Genomic DNA, 16,673 nt, shown 5'->3' with positions numbered 1-16,673 from the left:
CCTGATGGACTAGTTCCGATAGGTTGCTTCTTCCCGGTCAAATACAGCAAGCGGATCATCGGCCATTTTCGGGTCAGCCTTCGTAATCATTTCTAGCCAGTCTTTCGGCATATCTTCGAAGCGGAACACTTTCTGTCCAATGCTGCGCAGCGTTTGTGTTCCCATGCCGGGAGGCATCTGAAGCCAGCGGGCATAATCGGTAACATCGGTGCCTTGGACCCATGCATTGGCTGTAGGGAGATTGGCATCCAGTGCTTCGGATGCGGGACCATATATATTGCCGAGATCATTCAGGATGCGATCTGGCTTGCCCTTTGTTTCGACCGTGGCACGAGATTGATACTGAAACAAAACCATGTCACCGGCGCGATAAAATAGTTCCGGAATATGTTCGATGGTAAATCGAGAACCGCCGATCATCTCCGGTAATATTAGGTCGTTGGTTGCCGAGTAGGAAAACGCAGTCGGACCGACCGGAGCGAACGGAATTTCGATCATTTGACCGGTCAGGGGATTGCGCATTTTTTCCAGTCGCTCACCGGTTTCGAGATCCGTTCGGAAGCCCAGTTCATATTGGATCACATTCAATCCGCCATCGTCTCGCGGTGTGACTTTGATCATGGAACCAAAAACCATGCCACAAAGGGGGATTAATGTTGCGCCTTGTTGGGCATAGCTGGTGCCGCGGAACCACCAGAAAACATGACCCGCATTGTGGCGCAATCGCATCCGGCGCACGATGGCCGCGCGGGTTGCAGGGTCAGCCGGCAACGCGCCATCATCCGCCGAACCAGGAGGCGTTGCGACAGAGGCCATGGCGGAGATGGGCAGACCCGCTGCTACGCCGGTGGCAACGCCGCCCGCCATCAATGTGCGGCGGCTCAGCAACATGTTTTCGTCATTTGTGTCGATCATGGTCTTGGTTCCATTTTTAAGTGTGAGGCAATTTCATGATGCCAGGTCGCGGCAGATTGACCTGCGCGGAGCAGGGCCCTTGCTCGCAATGCGATGGCTTCATCGATCAGGGCGTTCTGCTCGACCGATATGGCGTGTTTCGGATCGGCAGCATACCATGGCGCAAACATCACCAATGCCCGTGCCACCGACCATGCGCGCTGCAGATAGCCGCCGAAACGATCCGGTGTTAAATCAGGATAGAGAATCTCTGGGTCACCAAGCGGCAGGGCCGGCCAAAGAACCTTTGATGCGCCCAAAGCGACCCGAGCGGCTTCGATCGCCGCAGGATAGTTTGCAAAATTGCTTGAAAGACCGTGGCCCGGAACGTCGATCGCCAATATTCCAGGGGATGGCTCTGTCAGCTCAGCCCCGGGAGCATGCAGCACCATATTCCGTGCGCCGCGTGTTCCCCGCCAGTGGATCAAACCATCACCAACAGCGACGAAGCCTGCATCATTATCTTCTGCCAGTGCCGGACAAGCACTCTCTGCGTGATCTCTGAGAAAGGCGAAGCTGAGATCCTGGTGGTCGGCCGGGGTTTCAACTTTTTCTGCCCGCCAGTTTTTGGGAAGCTGGTCAATCCGGTCGAGATGGGCACCGAACGGATCGCCGCGATAGGCGCTAAGCAATACCGGTGCCGTATCAGCATCCGGCGGCGGTACTTCGCCGGGAGCGAGCAACACGGCGCGATAGCCAAAGCGATAGGCATTGCCGGCATCGAGCATTTCCATGACAATGGCGTTCACCCGATCGGGATCAGCATGCGCGCCGGACAAGCGCGTTTCATCGCGGGGATCAAACCAGGGGAAGAACCAGCTCTGTTCCAAAATGCGGTTCCAAAGCCATGCGAGATGCTCACCATATGGCTTGGGGTGGAATTCGGGAATGTAGCGCTCCCCGAAGGTCCGCATCTCTTCGGCGGTCCAAATGGCATAGCCGCCGATTGCCAAAGCAGACAGCCGATCCGGGTGGCGCTTCAAAAGATGGGCAAGGATTATGCCGCCGGAATGAAAGCCGTAGGCGCAGCAGCGCGATACACCCAATATGTCCAGAAATTCCACAATCGCGTCGGCAAAATCGCCGACATCGGGCACACCGGGTAGCGGATCCGATTGCCCGAAGCCGGGAGAGTCTGGGGCAATGCAGGTGAAACTATGCGACCATCGACGCATTAGGTCTTCATATTCGGCCGAACTGCGCGGACTTTGATGGACCAGCAGCAAAAGCGGACCGGATCCGCATCGCCGATAATGGACGGTGCGCCGTGGCTTTGTCCCGCTAGCGGCTATGGTCAAAAAATGGCGACTGATCTGTGGCATTTTCTAAGCGGTTAGCGGCTTACTAGGGTTATTTTTTGCCGCTTGTTTGGCAAAGTCGGGGTAGCGACCGAGGGTCAACAGCAACAGGGCGCCCACCACAAATAAGATCATCGACGCTTGCAGCATCCCGTCATAATTGCCCGTCACATCGCGCACCCGGCCGTATAATACCGGCGAGATGCCAGCGGCGATTCCGAAGGGCATATAGAGCATGCCGTATATCTTACCATAATTGGCCATGCCGAAATAGCGGCTGGCGAGATAGGCGATCAGGTCGCTTTCCGCGCCGGCCGCAAAGCCGAGCATGATGGCCGACAGATAGATTTTCACTTCATCAGTAGCTGTTCCTTGCAACCAATAGCAGGCGATGGCGGGGATCAATAAGATCGGCAGGCAGACCATTGGAGCCCATAGCCGGTCGAACAGCCAACCGGTGAACAGGCGCCCGACGAAAATGGAGATGCCGATGGTTCCCATGATACCCGCGGCGAGCTCAGTGCTCATCCCATGCTGTTTGATGATTTCCGGCATGTGCACATGCGCGCCGCCATAAGCCAAAGCGATGCAGGCGATAGAGACCCAGAGTGTCCAGAACCGGCGGTCCCGAAGCGACTGGCCCAAGGTCATACCAGTCAGCGCGCCGCCCGACATTATGGCTTCCGGCGCTTCTTCCGGTCGCGGTTCGCGGAACCAGAGAATGGCCAAGGGCACTGCGATCAGAAGGGGAAGCAAAGCCACGACAGGATACATGCCGCGCCAACCGAATTCCGCGATTGACCAGACCGCGATGTGCGGAACAATCAGGGCCGACAGGCTGGTGCCGAGCAGCAGAATGCCAAGTGCGAGACCGCGATTGTGGAAAAACCACATATTGACCGCGCGGCTCCATGTCACTGAGGTAGAGCCGATGCCGACCAGGCCGACGACGAACCATGCAAGATAGAAAATCAGGATTGATGCCGGGGTTAAACCGACCATGGCGAAGGTGATGGCAAAGGCAGCAGTGGACAGAATAGCGACAATGCGCACGCCATAGCGATCCGCGAGCCAGCCATAGACTGGTGCTAGCAATGACGCCACAATCCCGAAGATGGTGAAGCCGAGACTGATCTCGGCAAAGCTCCAGCCCATTTCATCATGGATCGGGCCTATCGCGAAACCCAATGTGTTGAACGGAATGGGGGACGCGCCAAAGGCGACGCCGATGAGCCCGGCCAGAAGAATTTTCCAGCCGTGAGAAAATTCCGATTTGCTGCTCACCATTCCCAGTTTTCTCACTCCACAAGTTTGTTTCGAGCTTCCGAGAAATCTCAGTGGAAGTCCTCCATCTTGCGATGTTTGATCGTTGAACGGTCAAAGGCCGAATGGGACGAGAGGTTTATTGCTTTTGTTTCAAATTATTTGAACTCGCGTGCCAGTTGGATATACCTATCCGACTGACGGCTATCCAAGCCTTGCCGTTTCAATCATGGGCCAATATCGCCTCTATCTGGCAGATAGTTTAGGCTGCGGCCTTTGCCGGAAAATGGAGAATCTGATGTCCGTGAATCGCAGAAAATTTATGATGGGATCGGCAGGCCTTGGCCTGTCTCTGCTTGCAGTGGGATGCGGGTCGCAAACACCCAAGAAATATGATGCGATCGTTTTGGGGGCCGGAATATCCGGTTTGCGAGCCGCGCAGCTTCTGGAAGATTCGGGATTGTCGGTTGTCGTCTTAGAAGCACGCGATCGGGTTGGCGGGCGAATTCTGTCGCTCACGGACCTTCCCGGAAATCCTGAAATGGGCTTCAATTCGATGGGTTCCGGCTATGGTCGCGGGCTGGATACGGCAAAACAAGCTGGTGTCGAGCTTGTCGAAGTCGGCAGCCGCTATCGCTATGGACCGCCATCAGGACTCTATATCAAGGGAGAGCATATTTCCCGGGAAGCTTGGCCGACCCATCCGGAAAATCCTTTCCCGGATGCGCTGAAAACGTTCATGCCGGCGGAACTGCCCTTTGTGTTGGTTGGTAAAAATCCACCGCTTAAGGATTGGACAAAATGGAGCGACCCGACAAATGCCGCTCTCGACATATCGCTAGCTGAATTTCTCGGGCAACAGGGTCTGAGCGAAGAGGCGATCCGGTTGAGTTGTGATTTGACCCCGTATCACGGACGAAATTCGCGCGATGTCTCATCTCTAATGTACAACTTTAGCGGTGGCTTTGTGCAAAGCCAGATGGCGGCTGGCGGCGAATCATTCGCGGCCAAAGGCGGCAATAGCAAATTGCCCGAAGCCATGGCTGCCGGGTTGAAGGGCGATGTGATTTTGGACAAGCCGGTTGCTGCCATCGAACAAGATGCCAGCGGAGCGACGGTGACCTGTCGTGACGGTTCGCGTTTTCAAGCGGCCAAAGTCATATGTTCACTGCCCCTGGCGGCGTTGCGGAATGTAGAGATAACGCCCGGCCTATCCGAACTGCAGGCAAAGGCGGTTCAGGAAATCAAATATCAGCCCATTTCTGTGGCGTTCCTGACGGCGAAGTCGCCATTTTGGGAAGAAGATGGCTTGGCTCCGGGCATGTGGAGTGACAGCGAGTCCGGGACGTTCATTCCTCAGCGCTATGGGGCGACCGAGGAAGAGGTTACCGGCTTTCTGATTCAGGCGCGCGGCGATCGCGCGTTTGAATGGGATAAGCTGGGTTCAGAGGCTGCTCTCGCCAAAATCGTATCGGAAATTGAAGCGCTGCGGCCAGCCGCCAAAGGCAAGCTTGAGGCGCGCCATTATCACAGCTGGTCTGGCGATGAATTTTCAGGTGGTGCCTGGGCTTATTATGGTCCGGGTCAAGCGACGAGCTTGCACAATGTTCTCGCAGAGCCAGCCGGTGCCATCGGCTTCTGCGGCGAGCATACTGAAACAACATCCCGGGGTGTTGAGGGGGCTTTGGCTTCTGCTGAGCGTGTTGTGCTGGAGACATTGTCTGCATGACAATGCCAACGGCAAGTGCGGGATGAAGTGACCATAGCAATTTGAGCAGCTTGACGAAGCGGCCCGGGAGACGGCATCAGGATGCACCCGTTTCTAGATAAGGCCGTCTCATGAAAACATTCGCGATCTACTGCGTCGACAAGCCCGACACCGCTCAGAAAAGACTCGATGCGCGCGATGCCCATTTCGCTCATATCGAGGCCACGCTTGCCAATTTCTGCATTGCAGGTCCGCTTCTTGATGATCAGGGCGTAACGATCGGATCGCTGCTGGTTGTGAAGGCCGAGACCGCAACCGAAGCGCGCGCATTTCTGGAAGCAGACCCATATTTTGACTCCGATATCTGGGCCGACGTCCGGATCACCCAATTTGTTGCCGCTGCGGGAGACTGGATCGGCGGCAAAATATGGTAAGATGGATATTCCTCTGGCTATCCATCTTCGGGATTGCCGCAGGCCCGGCCTCGGCGCAGAAAATTGATGCATGGAGCGAGGCGGTGGTCAGCGTCCGCGATCTGGAGGATGCATCCCGTTTGTTCATCGACTATGGTGAGTGGAAGATCATAAGCGAAGCGGCGATGGATGATAGTGAACTAAGCTATTGGAAATTACCGGAAGAGGCGACCGGTCGCTATCGCCTGATCTGTGCGCCAGAAGCCGAGACTGGCTGTATCCGTTTCATCGCTTTGAAAAATGCTGGCGTGCAAAAGCCGATCCGGCCCGCTGCGCGTCCTTGGGATACGGGCGGGATATTCTCCTTGATGATCCGGTCCGATGATGTCGATGCCTTGTTCGACAAAGCGCTGGCAATGGGCTGGTGGGCAGAGAGTGAGCCCTATCGGTTCAGCTTTGGCGCCTCTGATCTCAACAATGTGGTCATGCGCGGCCCGCACGGGATCAACATCGCCGTGTACGAGCGCATCAAGCCGGCGTTCACGGCATTCCCGATCGGCAAGATGAGCCAGACGTTCAATGCGATGCGCATGGTGCGGGACCAAAAGGCGTCGCTAAAATTTTATCGCGAGAAGCTCGGTCTGGGTCTGCTGTTCGACGCCGACTATCTTGATCCCGAGCCGACCATGTCGAATTTCTCGGTGCCGATCAATCTGAGCACCAGCATCCCCCGCCGCGCTGCTGTTGTGCACCATGGACCGGGAGAAACCGGGCGTATGGAGTTGATGCAATTTGTCGGCTTCGAGGGGCGTGATTTTGCGAAACGGGCAAGCCTGCCCAGCCTGGGTATTATTTCCGTGCGCTATCCGGTGACGGGCCTCGCAGACTATCGCGAGCAGCTTATCAAGCGGCGTGTCCCGATTGCTTATGAAGCCGATATGGTTGCGGTCGACAAAATCGGAATGCTAAACCTGTTTGCGGTGCGCGATCCTGATGGCAATCTGACCGAATTTTACGAAAAACCGTCAGAAATGTAGAAAAAGGGGGTCAAAGGGGCACAAATGGATCGGGATTTTGAATCCCGGGAAACCTGTCGCTTCTTTATCCGCCACAATGAGGAAATCGCCATGACCCGCATCAAACCGCTGACGATGGAAGAGCTGCCCGAGCAAACACAGGCGGCGATGAAATTCTCCGAAAACCTGATGGGCTATGTCCCCAATTCGGTGATGACCATGGCCCATTGGCCGGAATTGCTTGCGGCTTTTCGCGGTCTGGTGGCGACCATCTATGGCGAAAGCGCGATCGACAATGGTCTCAAGCGGCTCATTGGCGCGGTGGTGAGCGCGGCGGCCGGTTGCCAATATTGCATGGCCCACACAACGCTCGGAGCGCGGGATGTTGGTGTCGACGAAAAGAAGGTGAAGGCGGTCTGGGATTATCAGACCAGCGACCTGTTTAGCGACGCGGAGCGCGCAGCGCTCGATCTGGCCTTTGCCGCAGGGCAGGTCCCGAATGCTGCAAGTGACGATCATTTCGTGGCTCTGGATCCCTATTATGACGAACGGCAAAAGACCGAGATCATCGCCGTGATCAGCATGTTCGGTTTTCTGAACCGCTGGAACGACACGCTGGCGACCGGGCTTGAGGACAAGCCGTTCGAATCTGCAACCACGCTTTATTCTCCCGACCAATGGCAGGCGGGACAGCATCGGAGAGAGTTATGAAAAAGCAGCTTATCATTGCGGCCGCTATGGTTGCCCTGGTCCCTTCAACACCGGCGCTCGCGAGGGCCCATCATGTTTCAGCTGTGACGATGGACAAGCAGCAAATCGAAGCATGGGGTGCGAAATGGAAGGCGCAACTGGAGGCCGGCGACGTCGAGCCCTTGCGCAATATGTACGAGCCGGATGCCGTCCTGATGTCCAACGGATCTCCGCCGCAAGTGGGCGTCGACGCGATTATGGCGTTTCTGAAACGCAACGAGACAGCGGGCAATGCCGTAACGATAGACTTCGAGAATGAAGAAATTGTCATCGATAGGGATCGTGCCTATCTGACCGCGAAATATTGGATGACGATCACCGTCGCATCGGGTGCGGTTATCAACGTGATGGGGCGATCCTTTCTGGTCTATAAGAAAGGCGAAGATGGCACGTGGCGCCTGTGGCGTGACATGGACAATCAGGCGCCGGATGTTTTGGCTGAGGGACGACCGGTTGCGGCGGGTTAGCCGATCTCGATCAATTCCAGTAGTTCCCCGGCGGGGCCAAGAGTCGTAGCAGCGCGGCGTCCGCAATAGGGCGCTTCATCGCGCCTTGCTGGAGGGGTGATCCAGGCGCAGGCAATCTTGTCGAGATTGTTCACCGCCAGGCTCACCAGTCCGTTTCCAGGCGGCAACATGCCTTGATGACGCTGGCGGTCGGTGGCTTCTTCCGGATAGTCATCAACTTCGACGATCGGCAAGCGGCTGTTTTGCACCATCGTCAGCGCGGATGTTGTGCCAGCGGGCTTTTCAAACGCGTCGTTGATCATGCTATATTCCAGCACATAAGTGTCTGCTTCGGTCAGGTGGATATGATCACAATACCATTGCACTGTGGCGGCGCGATCAGGCGTAGCCAGAATGACGATGAAGATATGATCGGTCGGCGATTGTGCCTTGGGCAGGTCGGAGGACGGTGTGTTCTCGCGAACCTCGTTGAGATAGACCATCTCGCGCCCGGTTCCGAGCACCTGCATCGGCACGAAGAAGGGCAGCGCTTCCAATTCCTTGGGTGGGCCTACAATATCAAAGCCGCTGCCCTGCAAATGATCCGGCAGATCGAAGACATTTTGTACGGTAAATTCGAAGGCAGCCCAGCCATAAGTGGTTGTCGGCTTGAAATCGGGATGGTCCGGCTGTTCCACTAGACGGACATGACAATCCGCGCCGCTGACGGGTTGCAGGGTGGCCGCAGGTGATCCCGCATTTTGTGGGCAGCCCCAGCTTGCTGCAATATCGGCTGCCAGAGGGCCCTGCTCGACTACGGTCATGCCCAATATATCGCGATAGTCGCGCAAGGCGGCTTCAAGATTGGGCACGGCAGAAACGCCGCCGAGTATCGAGCCATGTTGCAGCTTGTGGGTCATATCAAAACTCCGGTTTTCTCTTCGCCAGAAACGCGCTCACGCCTTCCTTGAAATCATCGCTCTCGAAGGCCGCATCAAACAAAGTAGAGGAGGCTTCATCATCATCCGCTTGTCCGTCCAAAATGCGCTGAACAATCTGTTTGCTCATGCGCTGGCTGTGGGAGGACACCGATGCCATGGTCTCGGCCAGTGCAGCCGCTTCGCCATAAGGGTCATCGGCAAGAATTGTGATCAATCCGATGCGCAAAGATTCTTCGGCTGACAGGATCTGGCCGGTGAACAAAATCCGTTTTGCCTGCGATGGGCCGACGGCATCGACCAGCAATTTCGTGTCGTGCAATGGGTAGACAAGGCCGAGCTTTGCCGGTGTGATGCCAAAGCGGGCGGTCGGACCGGCAATGCGCATGTCACAAGCCAGTGCGATACCGCAGCCGCCGCCGACACAATCCCCGTCGATCACCGCAATCGTGGGTTTGGCGGCCTGCGCCAGATCATGCTGTACCTTGCCAATGGCCGCCTGATTTCTAGCGCGCCAGACGGGGTCGGTTGATCCTGCTCCAAATTCGCCAATATCAGCGCCGGCACAAAAGGCACTGTCTTTGGTGCTGGCATGGACCAGCAACACGCGGATGGTGTCGTCCGCCATGGCATCGGCCAGCAGTTCCGGGAACAGTTCCCACATTTCCTGGGTGAACGCGTTGCGCTTGTGCGGGCGGTCGATCAGCAGATTGGCGATCTTGCCATTTTTCTCGAGGCGCAGGGTCATGCAGGGTCAACCTTCGCGAGATGTTGGGCAATCTTGTGCCGTGTCGTGATCCAGACGTCCTGCTTCGAACGGACATGTTTGAGAAATTCCTCAAAAGCCCAGATCCGACCGGGTCGGCCAATGATCCGCAGATGCAGGCCCAGCGACATCATCTTGGGATTGCCCTCTTCGCCTTCGCAGTAAATCTGGTCGAAATTATGTTTGGCATAGTCCAGCCATTGCTGCGGCGTCATCGCCGGATCGGTCCACATTTTCATATCATTGCTATCCAGCTGATAGGGCGTGATCGCAATCGGCTTCCCGGGAACGGTCTGTTTGTCCCAGAAAGGAATATCGCCCGAATAATCATCCATATGATAGTCGAAACCCTCTTCGATCAACAGCCGTCTGGTGTTGTCGGTATGGAAATAGCGCGACAACCAGCCATAGGGACGTACTCCCACAGTCTTCTCGATTGAGCTGACGGCCTTGCGAATGAACGCCCGTTCTTTCTCTTCATCCATCTTGAATTGATGGACCCAGCGATATCCGTGGCTGACCGGTTCGTGGCCCAGATCGGCAATGGCTTGCGCGATCTCCGGGTGGTTTTCCAGGCTCATCGCGGCCACCGTCCAGCTGGCCATGATATCGAAATCTTTGAGCAGCTTCACGACACGCGGTGCACCCGCCTTGATGCCGTATAGATAATTGCTTTCATTGCCATAGTTGCGGATCGGCGACTTGATATGAATGCCCAGTTCATCAACCGGCTCCATCCCGCGATCCCCGCGCGCAACCGTCATCTCGCTGCCTTCCTCGACATTGACGACAATGCTTAGCGCCATTTTCGCGCCGTCCGGCCAATCCATACGTTCTTCTTGCATCAGTGCATTTCCTCCCCGCCGGAAACGTTAATCGCTTCCCCGGTCACATAAAAAGCATCATCACTGGCCAGCCATGCGCAAGCGGCGGCCGTGTCGCTCGGCAGGCCGGGGCGGCCCATCGGGTTCTTCGTGCTCATATTGGCAAGATAGTCTTCGACCGTCTCAAAACCCAGCAGCTTGGAGAAATATTCATTCTGCTGTGCGCCGAGGCCGGTGGTCACATGATTGGGGCAAACCGCGTTCACGGTAATAGCATGCGTGCCGAGTTCGACCGCGCTTGCTCTGGTCAGTCCGACCATGCCGTGTTTCGAGCTTACATAGGCGGGGAGATGCGGGAAACCGGTCTTTGCAGCTTGAGAAGCGATGTTGATGATCCGTCCGCCTTGGCCCGCTTTGACCATCGCCTTGGCTGCCGCCTGTGTGCAGTAAAAGGCTCCAGACAGATTGACGCCAATCACGGTTGCCCAGTCCGCTGGATCAACATCCAGCAAAGGCTTCATCATGAAACCGATACCTGCGTTGTTGACGAAAATATCTACGGCTCCAAATGTCGAAACGGCTTGGTCGACGAGCGCCTGACATTGCGCGGCATCGCTCACGTCGCAGGCAATGGTTGCCACCTTGGCCCCGCGTCCGCGCAGTTCTTCGGCAACCGCCTCTTCCTCCTCACCGATCGCGAGATCGGAGACCACGCAATTGGCGCCTTCATCGGCAAAGCGCTGCAATATCCCTTGCCCGAGTCCCTTCTGTTTGCCGGACCCGGTGACGACGACAGTTTTGCCTGCGAATTTTCCGGACATTAGAGGTCTTCAGTCAGAATGAATTGCGGGCCGTCAGCATAGTCCTGAAACGGAGCCGCCATCGCCTGAAATGCAGGGTCTGACACATCGGTGACAAAGGCGTCCATGCCGGTGATGTCGATAATCTCGAAATATTCATAGGGAGACGGATCATCTGATCCGAACATGCCGGTCGCTTTGTGGACGGTGAAGGACGTAACCGAACTCAGCGCGCTGGCGGTCGGAATATCGCGTGTTTTCGCCCATTCTTCATATTCGCCGATATTGACGCCTTTTTTCAGGTTAAACAAAACGATGATACGCATGATCTCTCTCCTTCATTTTCCGTAAAATATAGTGGGGCGCCGATAGGCTGCCATTCTGTTGTCTAATGTTTTGGCCAGGTGGAACAGGCCGGCCTCATTGCCTGCAGCGCCGATCAACTGGACTCCCAGCGGCATGCCCTGATCATCCTGACCGGCAGGAACGGTGATCGCAGGCAGACCGGCGATGCTGGCAAGGCAGGTGAAATCGGCTTGATTGGCTGGCGCTTTGTCTTCGTGACTAAAGGCTGCTTGCGGCGCGGTGGGCAGCAATATCGCACCATGTTGCGCGACTACGGCGTTCATGGCTGCGCTGGTCTTGGCCAATATGTCCCGGTCTTCGGCAAGGTCAGAAGCGCTACGCTCGGGGCCGAATTTGAGCAGAAATCTGAGGCCTTCAGACAGGCCCTCGGGATTGGATTCAAGCAGCTCGCCAAGCGATTCAGATAAGGCAAGGGAGGTCAGGATGAAGCCAGCATAGCGGATGCGCGTCTGCGGATAGGGCAAAGAAAAACTGCCTTCAGCGTTCATATTATAGCAGGCAGTCTGATAGCTTTCCAACACGCCGGCTTCGCAGGTGACATCGCCCAAATTTTCCAATAATGCAATGTTATCAATGGCTTGTGGATTTTTAAAGTCCATAAGGATGCGCGAACATGCCTCCAATGCTTCCAGTGATCGCGCCATTGGACCAATGCTGTCGAGCGAGGCTTCTGCGATTTCCAGCCCGTCCTGGCTGATCGCGCCGTGTGTTGGTTTCAATCCATAGATACCGCAATAGGATGCCGGTATGCGAACCGATCCCATGGTGTCGGTGCCCAGCGCCATATCGCACAGTCCCGCCGCAACCGCGGCGGCGCTGCCGCCGGACGAACCGCCGGGGGTATAGCCGATCTGGTGCGGGTTCTGGGTTGCGCCGAAGAAGGGATTATCGGTCTTCGCGCCCAGCGCCGCTTCTTCCATGTTCAACATGCCGATGATAGCTGCACCCGCGCTTTTAAGCCGCGCCACCGCATCGGCATCCTCGGTCGCAATACGATCCCGATAGGCGCCAATCCCACCGGTCCAAGGCAGGCCTTTGGCGGCAATATTGGCTTTGACCCCTATGGTTATGGCATCAAACGGGCCTTCGCCAAATTGCGCGCCTTGGTCAAAGTCCACAAAGGCATTTAGCGCGGCGTTGGCCGTTTCAAGTTCTTCCCACTGGATCATCGATCAGATCATAGCCCCCGTTCGTCGATGAGCCGGATCGGTTTTTGCCGCACGTCAATCTGGCTTGCTGCTGCGGTGCCGCCAACATCGACCAGATCAATCTCAATATCGATGCCAAGGCCCTTGCGCAGCAGGTCGGATAGCTGAGACATATCAGACCCACCGCGACTTTCGAGTACCACCTTCATTTCGTCGCGGCCTTTTTCATCGCGGGTTACATAGCAGATATATTCACCCGTTAGATCCTCCCGGTTTTCAATGATCGATCCGACGGCATGGGGGAAGATATTGATCCCGCGCAGCTTCACCATATTGTCGCTGCGGCCCTTGAAGCCGGTAATGCGTTTGAACACCATGCCGGTGGCGTTGGAGTCTGTGCGTTCCTCGGTAATATCATGGGTGTTGAACCGGATACAGGGCGCGATGTCGTCCTTGAACAGGCAGGTAACAACCATGTCGCCGGTTTCGCCAGCGGCAACCGGTGCGCCGCTGTCAATGTCGAGCAGTTCGAGATATTGGGCGTCTTCCCAGACATAAAGGCCATCCCGCTCTGGCCCTTCGCCAGCGATGCTGCCGGTGTCGCCGACGCCATACCAGTCAAAAGCTTTCGCCCCATGCCAAGCGGCTTCGGTCGATGCCCGATCCTCGGTACCCAGATGCCCGATGATCATTTTGAGGTCGATCCGGTCGAACAGCTTCTCTGCCTCTGCGACATCGGCCAGTTTCCGGACATAGTCGACAAAACCGACCATGCAGGTGACGCCAAAATCGGCCATCAGATTGACCTGATTGATCGACCGCGTTTCAATGCCTGTGCCGGCGCTGAGGAACAGAGAATTGGTGAAATGAGTCACCGCTTCGCGAATATAATGGCCGCCGTTGATCATGCCATGGCCATAGACCGACTGGACCACATCATCCCGGCCCAGCCCCATCCAGCGATACATGCGCCCGACCAGAAGATTGGTGACCTCCCGGCCTTTCGGGCCAAACATCAGCGGTTGCGGGCGGCCTGTGGTTCCGCTGGTCGTGTGGAAAATAACCGGGTTGTCGCCGCGCCCGTCAAAATCGCCATATGGGGGATGGGCGTTGACCGATGCCATCAGGTCGGACTTGTCATAGACCGGCAGTTTCGTGATGTCGGCCAGCCCTTTGATGTCGCCGGCTTCAATGCCTTTCTCGCCCCATAGACGCTGGTAAAAGGGAATCTCCCAACCGCGGTGCATGAGTTTTTGGAATTGCTTGTCTTGAATGGCATAAAGCTCGTCGCGGGACATGGCGGTATAGCGCCGGACAAATTCATCTCCGACCGGATATTGGTCGAGCATCTGTTTGGCATCAAAGGCTTCAAAATAGGTCGGAAAAGTCATCGGGGCTCCGTCGCATAAGCTAGAGGGTTATCAAAAATTCGGGGATCACAATCGGGATTGGCCAGGCTGTGGGCCAGATCGTGCTTGGATTGGGTTTGTGCTTCCGACATTGGCGAATCCGGGCTGCCAAGATTGTCGGTGATTGTCCGTTCTATCTTGTCGCCATCAGACAGAGTGATGGTCAGGCTTTGCGGTGCCAGCGCGTTGTGATCGGGATTGTCATCAATCCGGACGGTCACTTTTTCGCCGAGCTGCACCAACGCCGGATTGGCAAATTCTTCCGATGTGAAACAACGCGGGTCGATGATCCGGTCGCGCAGCATCAAGGGCACCAGAAACGGCAGGCAGAGTCGCGCATAGCTGGGGGTCATGTCGGTGTTATAAGGTCGCCCGACCAGCCGATGAATTAGCGGCGGGGCAGCGACATCGACGGCAACGACTTGAGCCGGATCGAGTGCACCGTCGCGCAGCATATCGTCCAATGCTCCCAATATCCCATGACTGGCCCGGCCCGAAGGAAAGGGCTTCACGCTGACATTTTCGATGAGCCAGTCTTGGCCGATATTGTCGGTATAGCGCGTCAGGTCGCCGGGTTCGAACAAAGTGAAATATCCAAATGGCCCTTCCAGCGCATCATGCGGTCCGTCCATGCCAGCCTTGGCAAGATCGACGGCGGTGATGGCGGCGCGTGATGCATTTGCAATTTGCAGAGGCAGTGCGATCGAGGCCTCGACATGCGCCTGCATCGTGCCCGCCGCTTGCGAATAAGCAAGTCCTAGAACATCAGGGAAATGGTCATCCGAAAGACCCTCTAGCCGTGCCACCGCTAGCGATGCGCCGATAATGCCGGCCGTCGCGGGGCGGAAAAACTGCATCGCCCCGGTCGCTGCCACACCGATACCGCTGGCGATATCCACGCCTACGGCAAGGGCGGTTAGAAAATCATCCTGATCGCAGCCGCCCGATCTATCCGCCGACGCAAGCAGGGCTGCGGTGACCACCGATAGGGCGTGGACCACAGCCGGTTCATGCACCGCATCCCATTCGAGGCAGTGGATCGCAAAACCGTTGAACCAGGCTGCGGACGGCGCGGGCAGGCGGCTCTTCGAACCCAGCAAGCGTGCGGCATCCCCTGAGCCCCAACTCCGGACGGCAACGAGCATCTCTTGTGCTTCATCCGATGCCGCACCAGCGGCTCCGCCTGCTAAGGTGTCGCTTAACAAATATTGTGCTGCCTCTCTCGCAGAGTCAGGCAACGCATGATCGGCGCTGGCAAAGGCCAGAATCTTCTGGGTCGCGCTCATGACAGCCAGTCCGATAGCATTTTGTCTATTGCCTCAGCATCATCGCCGTTGAGCGCCAGATCAACCGCGCGGTCCGCTTCTTTTTCTGACAATCCACCCCAAGCGATGAGTGACCGGGCTTTGTCGATTATGCCGTCCTTGGACAGCGGGCGCTCGGGGTCGCCCAGCGCATCGACAAGCGCGACCGTTTCGTTCGCGCAGGTGATCCGCGCACCATAATGTTCGGGATAGCGATCGGTGATGTCAGATGCATCAGCGACCGAGATGCGGCTTCGGAATTCGGCCAGTGCGGCGATGGCATCCGGTTGAAAGTCGGCGAGTTCCGGCACGCCTTTCGTGGCGACAATAGCAACCGCATGCTGGATCGAAAATTTCGCGTCGTTCACCGATTGCGGGTCAGGCCGGTCACAAAAGCTGATCGCATCGGCGTAAGTTTCTACGAGAATATCGCCGTCCAGCGAACCGAGCTTCGCTTTCAGTTCCAGTGCCACATCAATCGCCGGATGGGCATGGCGGCAGGCTCCCCATGGCTTGAAACTGACTTCGTGAATGCGCCATTGATCAGGGAAGGTCATGGGTTTGGGGTTTTCGCAAGTGGCTGCGTAGAGGCCTTGCGGGCCTTCGAGAATGAAACGGGGACCGACTAGGCCATCCCAAGCATAACAACACGCATGATTCCCAGTGTCGTGCGCAGCAACTATGTGCCATTGTTTGGTATCACCAATTTCGTTTCGCATCTGCCAAAGTCCGCTTGTGACGGAACCAGCCAAACCAAATGCGGAGGTCATTGTTTTGATTTCTTCGGGAAAACCCTCAGGCATGGAGTCATCATAAGCCCAAAAAGCAGCAACTGCTCCAAACACGCCAGCGGTGGCTGTGTTGTGATAATTCCTATAATGCGCGGTATCGAGGGTCGATCCTACCGCGATGGTGGCTTCGTAACCCTTAACAGCGCGGACTAGCGCATCATCCATAGTCTCCGGAGTAGATGACAATGCGGCTGGCCAAACAATCGGCCCCGGATGAAGTATAGATGTACGATGCACATCATCCATTTCGAGTAAGTTTCCAAACCAGCGAGCCATATCCAGCGGGTCGTACTCAATATCAACTTTGTGAATAATTTTATCGGCAAGCTCACTCTGCCGCGCGCCTGCGATACACCCGAGCCAATCCAGCAGATGTAATCGCGCCCGCTGCCGCGTGGCCTCATCGACGGGGCGCATCAAATGGGTTGCGAGTTTCTCGGTCAGGCTCTCTTGCGTCATGCCGCTGCCCGCCTTAAGGC

17 protein-coding genes are annotated in these 16,673 nt (G+C 56.4%); 5 read left to right on the top strand and 12 right to left on the bottom strand.

Annotation, left to right across the window (positions count from 1 at the left end; translation table 11 throughout):
• Positions 1–9: 9 nt before the first annotated feature.
• The 3 genes from ABJV08_RS01445 to ABJV08_RS01435 are packed head-to-tail and all read right to left on the bottom strand — an operon-like array spanning position 10 to position 3,554.
• Positions 10–915 (bottom strand): hypothetical protein, encoded by a 906-nt coding sequence (locus ABJV08_RS01445; RefSeq protein ID WP_348039153.1) that lies wholly within the window; start codon positions 913–915, stop codon positions 10–12.
• Complete coding sequence (locus ABJV08_RS01440; RefSeq protein WP_348039154.1) at positions 912–2,276, bottom strand: alpha/beta fold hydrolase; 1,365 nt, start codon at positions 2,274–2,276, stop codon at positions 912–914. The genes ABJV08_RS01445 and ABJV08_RS01440 overlap by 4 nt, the downstream gene beginning before the upstream one ends.
• 3 nt (positions 2,277–2,279) lie before the next feature.
• Positions 2,280–3,554, bottom strand: a complete 1,275-nt coding sequence (locus ABJV08_RS01435) for an MFS transporter (protein WP_348039155.1) — start codon at positions 3,552–3,554, stop codon at positions 2,280–2,282.
• A 259-nt stretch (positions 3,555–3,813) separates the two neighbouring features.
• Here ABJV08_RS01435 and ABJV08_RS01430 point away from each other — a divergent pair, with 259 nt between their 5' ends.
• The 5 genes from ABJV08_RS01430 (at position 3,814) to ABJV08_RS01410 (ending at position 7,869) form a co-directional block, all read left to right on the top strand.
• A complete protein-coding gene (locus ABJV08_RS01430) occupies positions 3,814–5,244 on the top strand; it encodes an NAD(P)/FAD-dependent oxidoreductase (protein WP_348052714.1) in 1,431 nt (476 codons plus the stop codon).
• A 110-nt stretch (positions 5,245–5,354) separates the two neighbouring features.
• Positions 5,355–5,657 (top strand): YciI family protein, encoded by a 303-nt coding sequence (locus ABJV08_RS01425; protein ID WP_348039157.1) that lies wholly within the window; start codon positions 5,355–5,357, stop codon positions 5,655–5,657.
• Entirely contained in the window at positions 5,651–6,673 is a 1,023-nt protein-coding gene (locus ABJV08_RS01420) for a VOC family protein (protein ID WP_348039158.1), read from the top strand. The genes ABJV08_RS01425 and ABJV08_RS01420 overlap by 7 nt, the downstream gene beginning before the upstream one ends.
• Before the next feature lie 90 nt (positions 6,674–6,763).
• Positions 6,764–7,363, top strand: a complete 600-nt coding sequence (locus ABJV08_RS01415; RefSeq protein ID WP_348039159.1) for a carboxymuconolactone decarboxylase family protein — start codon at positions 6,764–6,766, stop codon at positions 7,361–7,363.
• The gene (locus ABJV08_RS01410) at positions 7,360–7,869 is read left to right on the top strand and encodes a DUF4440 domain-containing protein (protein WP_348039160.1); all 510 of its coding nucleotides are present in this window, start codon (positions 7,360–7,362) and stop codon (positions 7,867–7,869) included. Before ABJV08_RS01415 ends, ABJV08_RS01410 begins: the two co-directional genes overlap by 4 nt.
• Here ABJV08_RS01410 and ABJV08_RS01405 read toward each other — a convergent pair.
• Genes ABJV08_RS01405 through ABJV08_RS01365 form a run of 9 tightly spaced genes read right to left on the bottom strand, consistent with a single transcriptional unit; the run spans position 7,866 to position 16,653 of the window.
• Positions 7,866–8,768: a VOC family protein gene (locus ABJV08_RS01405; protein ID WP_348039161.1), complete on the bottom strand. Its 903-nt coding sequence runs from the start codon at positions 8,766–8,768 to the stop codon at positions 7,866–7,868. The genes ABJV08_RS01410 and ABJV08_RS01405 overlap by 4 nt on opposite strands.
• A 1-nt stretch (position 8,769) precedes the next feature.
• Entirely contained in the window at positions 8,770–9,534 is a 765-nt protein-coding gene (locus ABJV08_RS01400; RefSeq protein WP_348039162.1) for an enoyl-CoA hydratase-related protein, read from the bottom strand.
• Positions 9,531–10,397, bottom strand: coding sequence for a polysaccharide deacetylase family protein (locus ABJV08_RS01395; RefSeq protein ID WP_348039163.1), 867 nt, complete (start codon positions 10,395–10,397; stop codon positions 9,531–9,533). The genes ABJV08_RS01400 and ABJV08_RS01395 overlap by 4 nt, the downstream gene beginning before the upstream one ends.
• Positions 10,397–11,197 carry an SDR family NAD(P)-dependent oxidoreductase gene (locus ABJV08_RS01390; protein WP_348039164.1) on the bottom strand — a complete coding sequence of 267 codons (801 nt, stop codon included), beginning with the start codon at positions 11,195–11,197 and terminating at the stop codon, positions 10,397–10,399. The genes ABJV08_RS01395 and ABJV08_RS01390 overlap by 1 nt, the downstream gene beginning before the upstream one ends.
• The gene (locus tag ABJV08_RS01385) at positions 11,197–11,502 is read right to left on the bottom strand and encodes an REDY-like protein HapK (protein ID WP_348039165.1); all 306 of its coding nucleotides are present in this window, start codon (positions 11,500–11,502) and stop codon (positions 11,197–11,199) included. Before ABJV08_RS01385 ends, ABJV08_RS01390 begins: the two co-directional genes overlap by 1 nt.
• Positions 11,503–11,514: 12 nt before the next feature.
• Complete coding sequence (locus ABJV08_RS01380) at positions 11,515–12,711, bottom strand: amidase (RefSeq protein WP_348039166.1); 1,197 nt, start codon at positions 12,709–12,711, stop codon at positions 11,515–11,517.
• Positions 12,712–12,719: 8 nt separating this feature from the next.
• Complete coding sequence (locus ABJV08_RS01375) at positions 12,720–14,081, bottom strand: phenylacetate--CoA ligase family protein (RefSeq protein WP_348039167.1); 1,362 nt, start codon at positions 14,079–14,081, stop codon at positions 12,720–12,722.
• A complete protein-coding gene (locus ABJV08_RS01370) occupies positions 14,078–15,385 on the bottom strand; it encodes an MmgE/PrpD family protein (protein ID WP_348039168.1) in 1,308 nt (435 codons plus the stop codon). The genes ABJV08_RS01375 and ABJV08_RS01370 overlap by 4 nt, the downstream gene beginning before the upstream one ends.
• Positions 15,382–16,653 carry an MmgE/PrpD family protein gene (locus ABJV08_RS01365; protein ID WP_348039169.1) on the bottom strand — a complete coding sequence of 424 codons (1,272 nt, stop codon included), beginning with the start codon at positions 16,651–16,653 and terminating at the stop codon, positions 15,382–15,384. The genes ABJV08_RS01370 and ABJV08_RS01365 overlap by 4 nt, the downstream gene beginning before the upstream one ends.
• Positions 16,654–16,673 lie beyond the last annotated feature (20 nt).

It is taken from the genome of Parasphingorhabdus sp., assembly GCF_039982395.1.
Taxonomy (GTDB): Bacteria; Pseudomonadota; Alphaproteobacteria; order Sphingomonadales; family Sphingomonadaceae; genus Parasphingorhabdus.
This window is presented reverse-complemented; position numbering and strand designations above follow the sequence as displayed.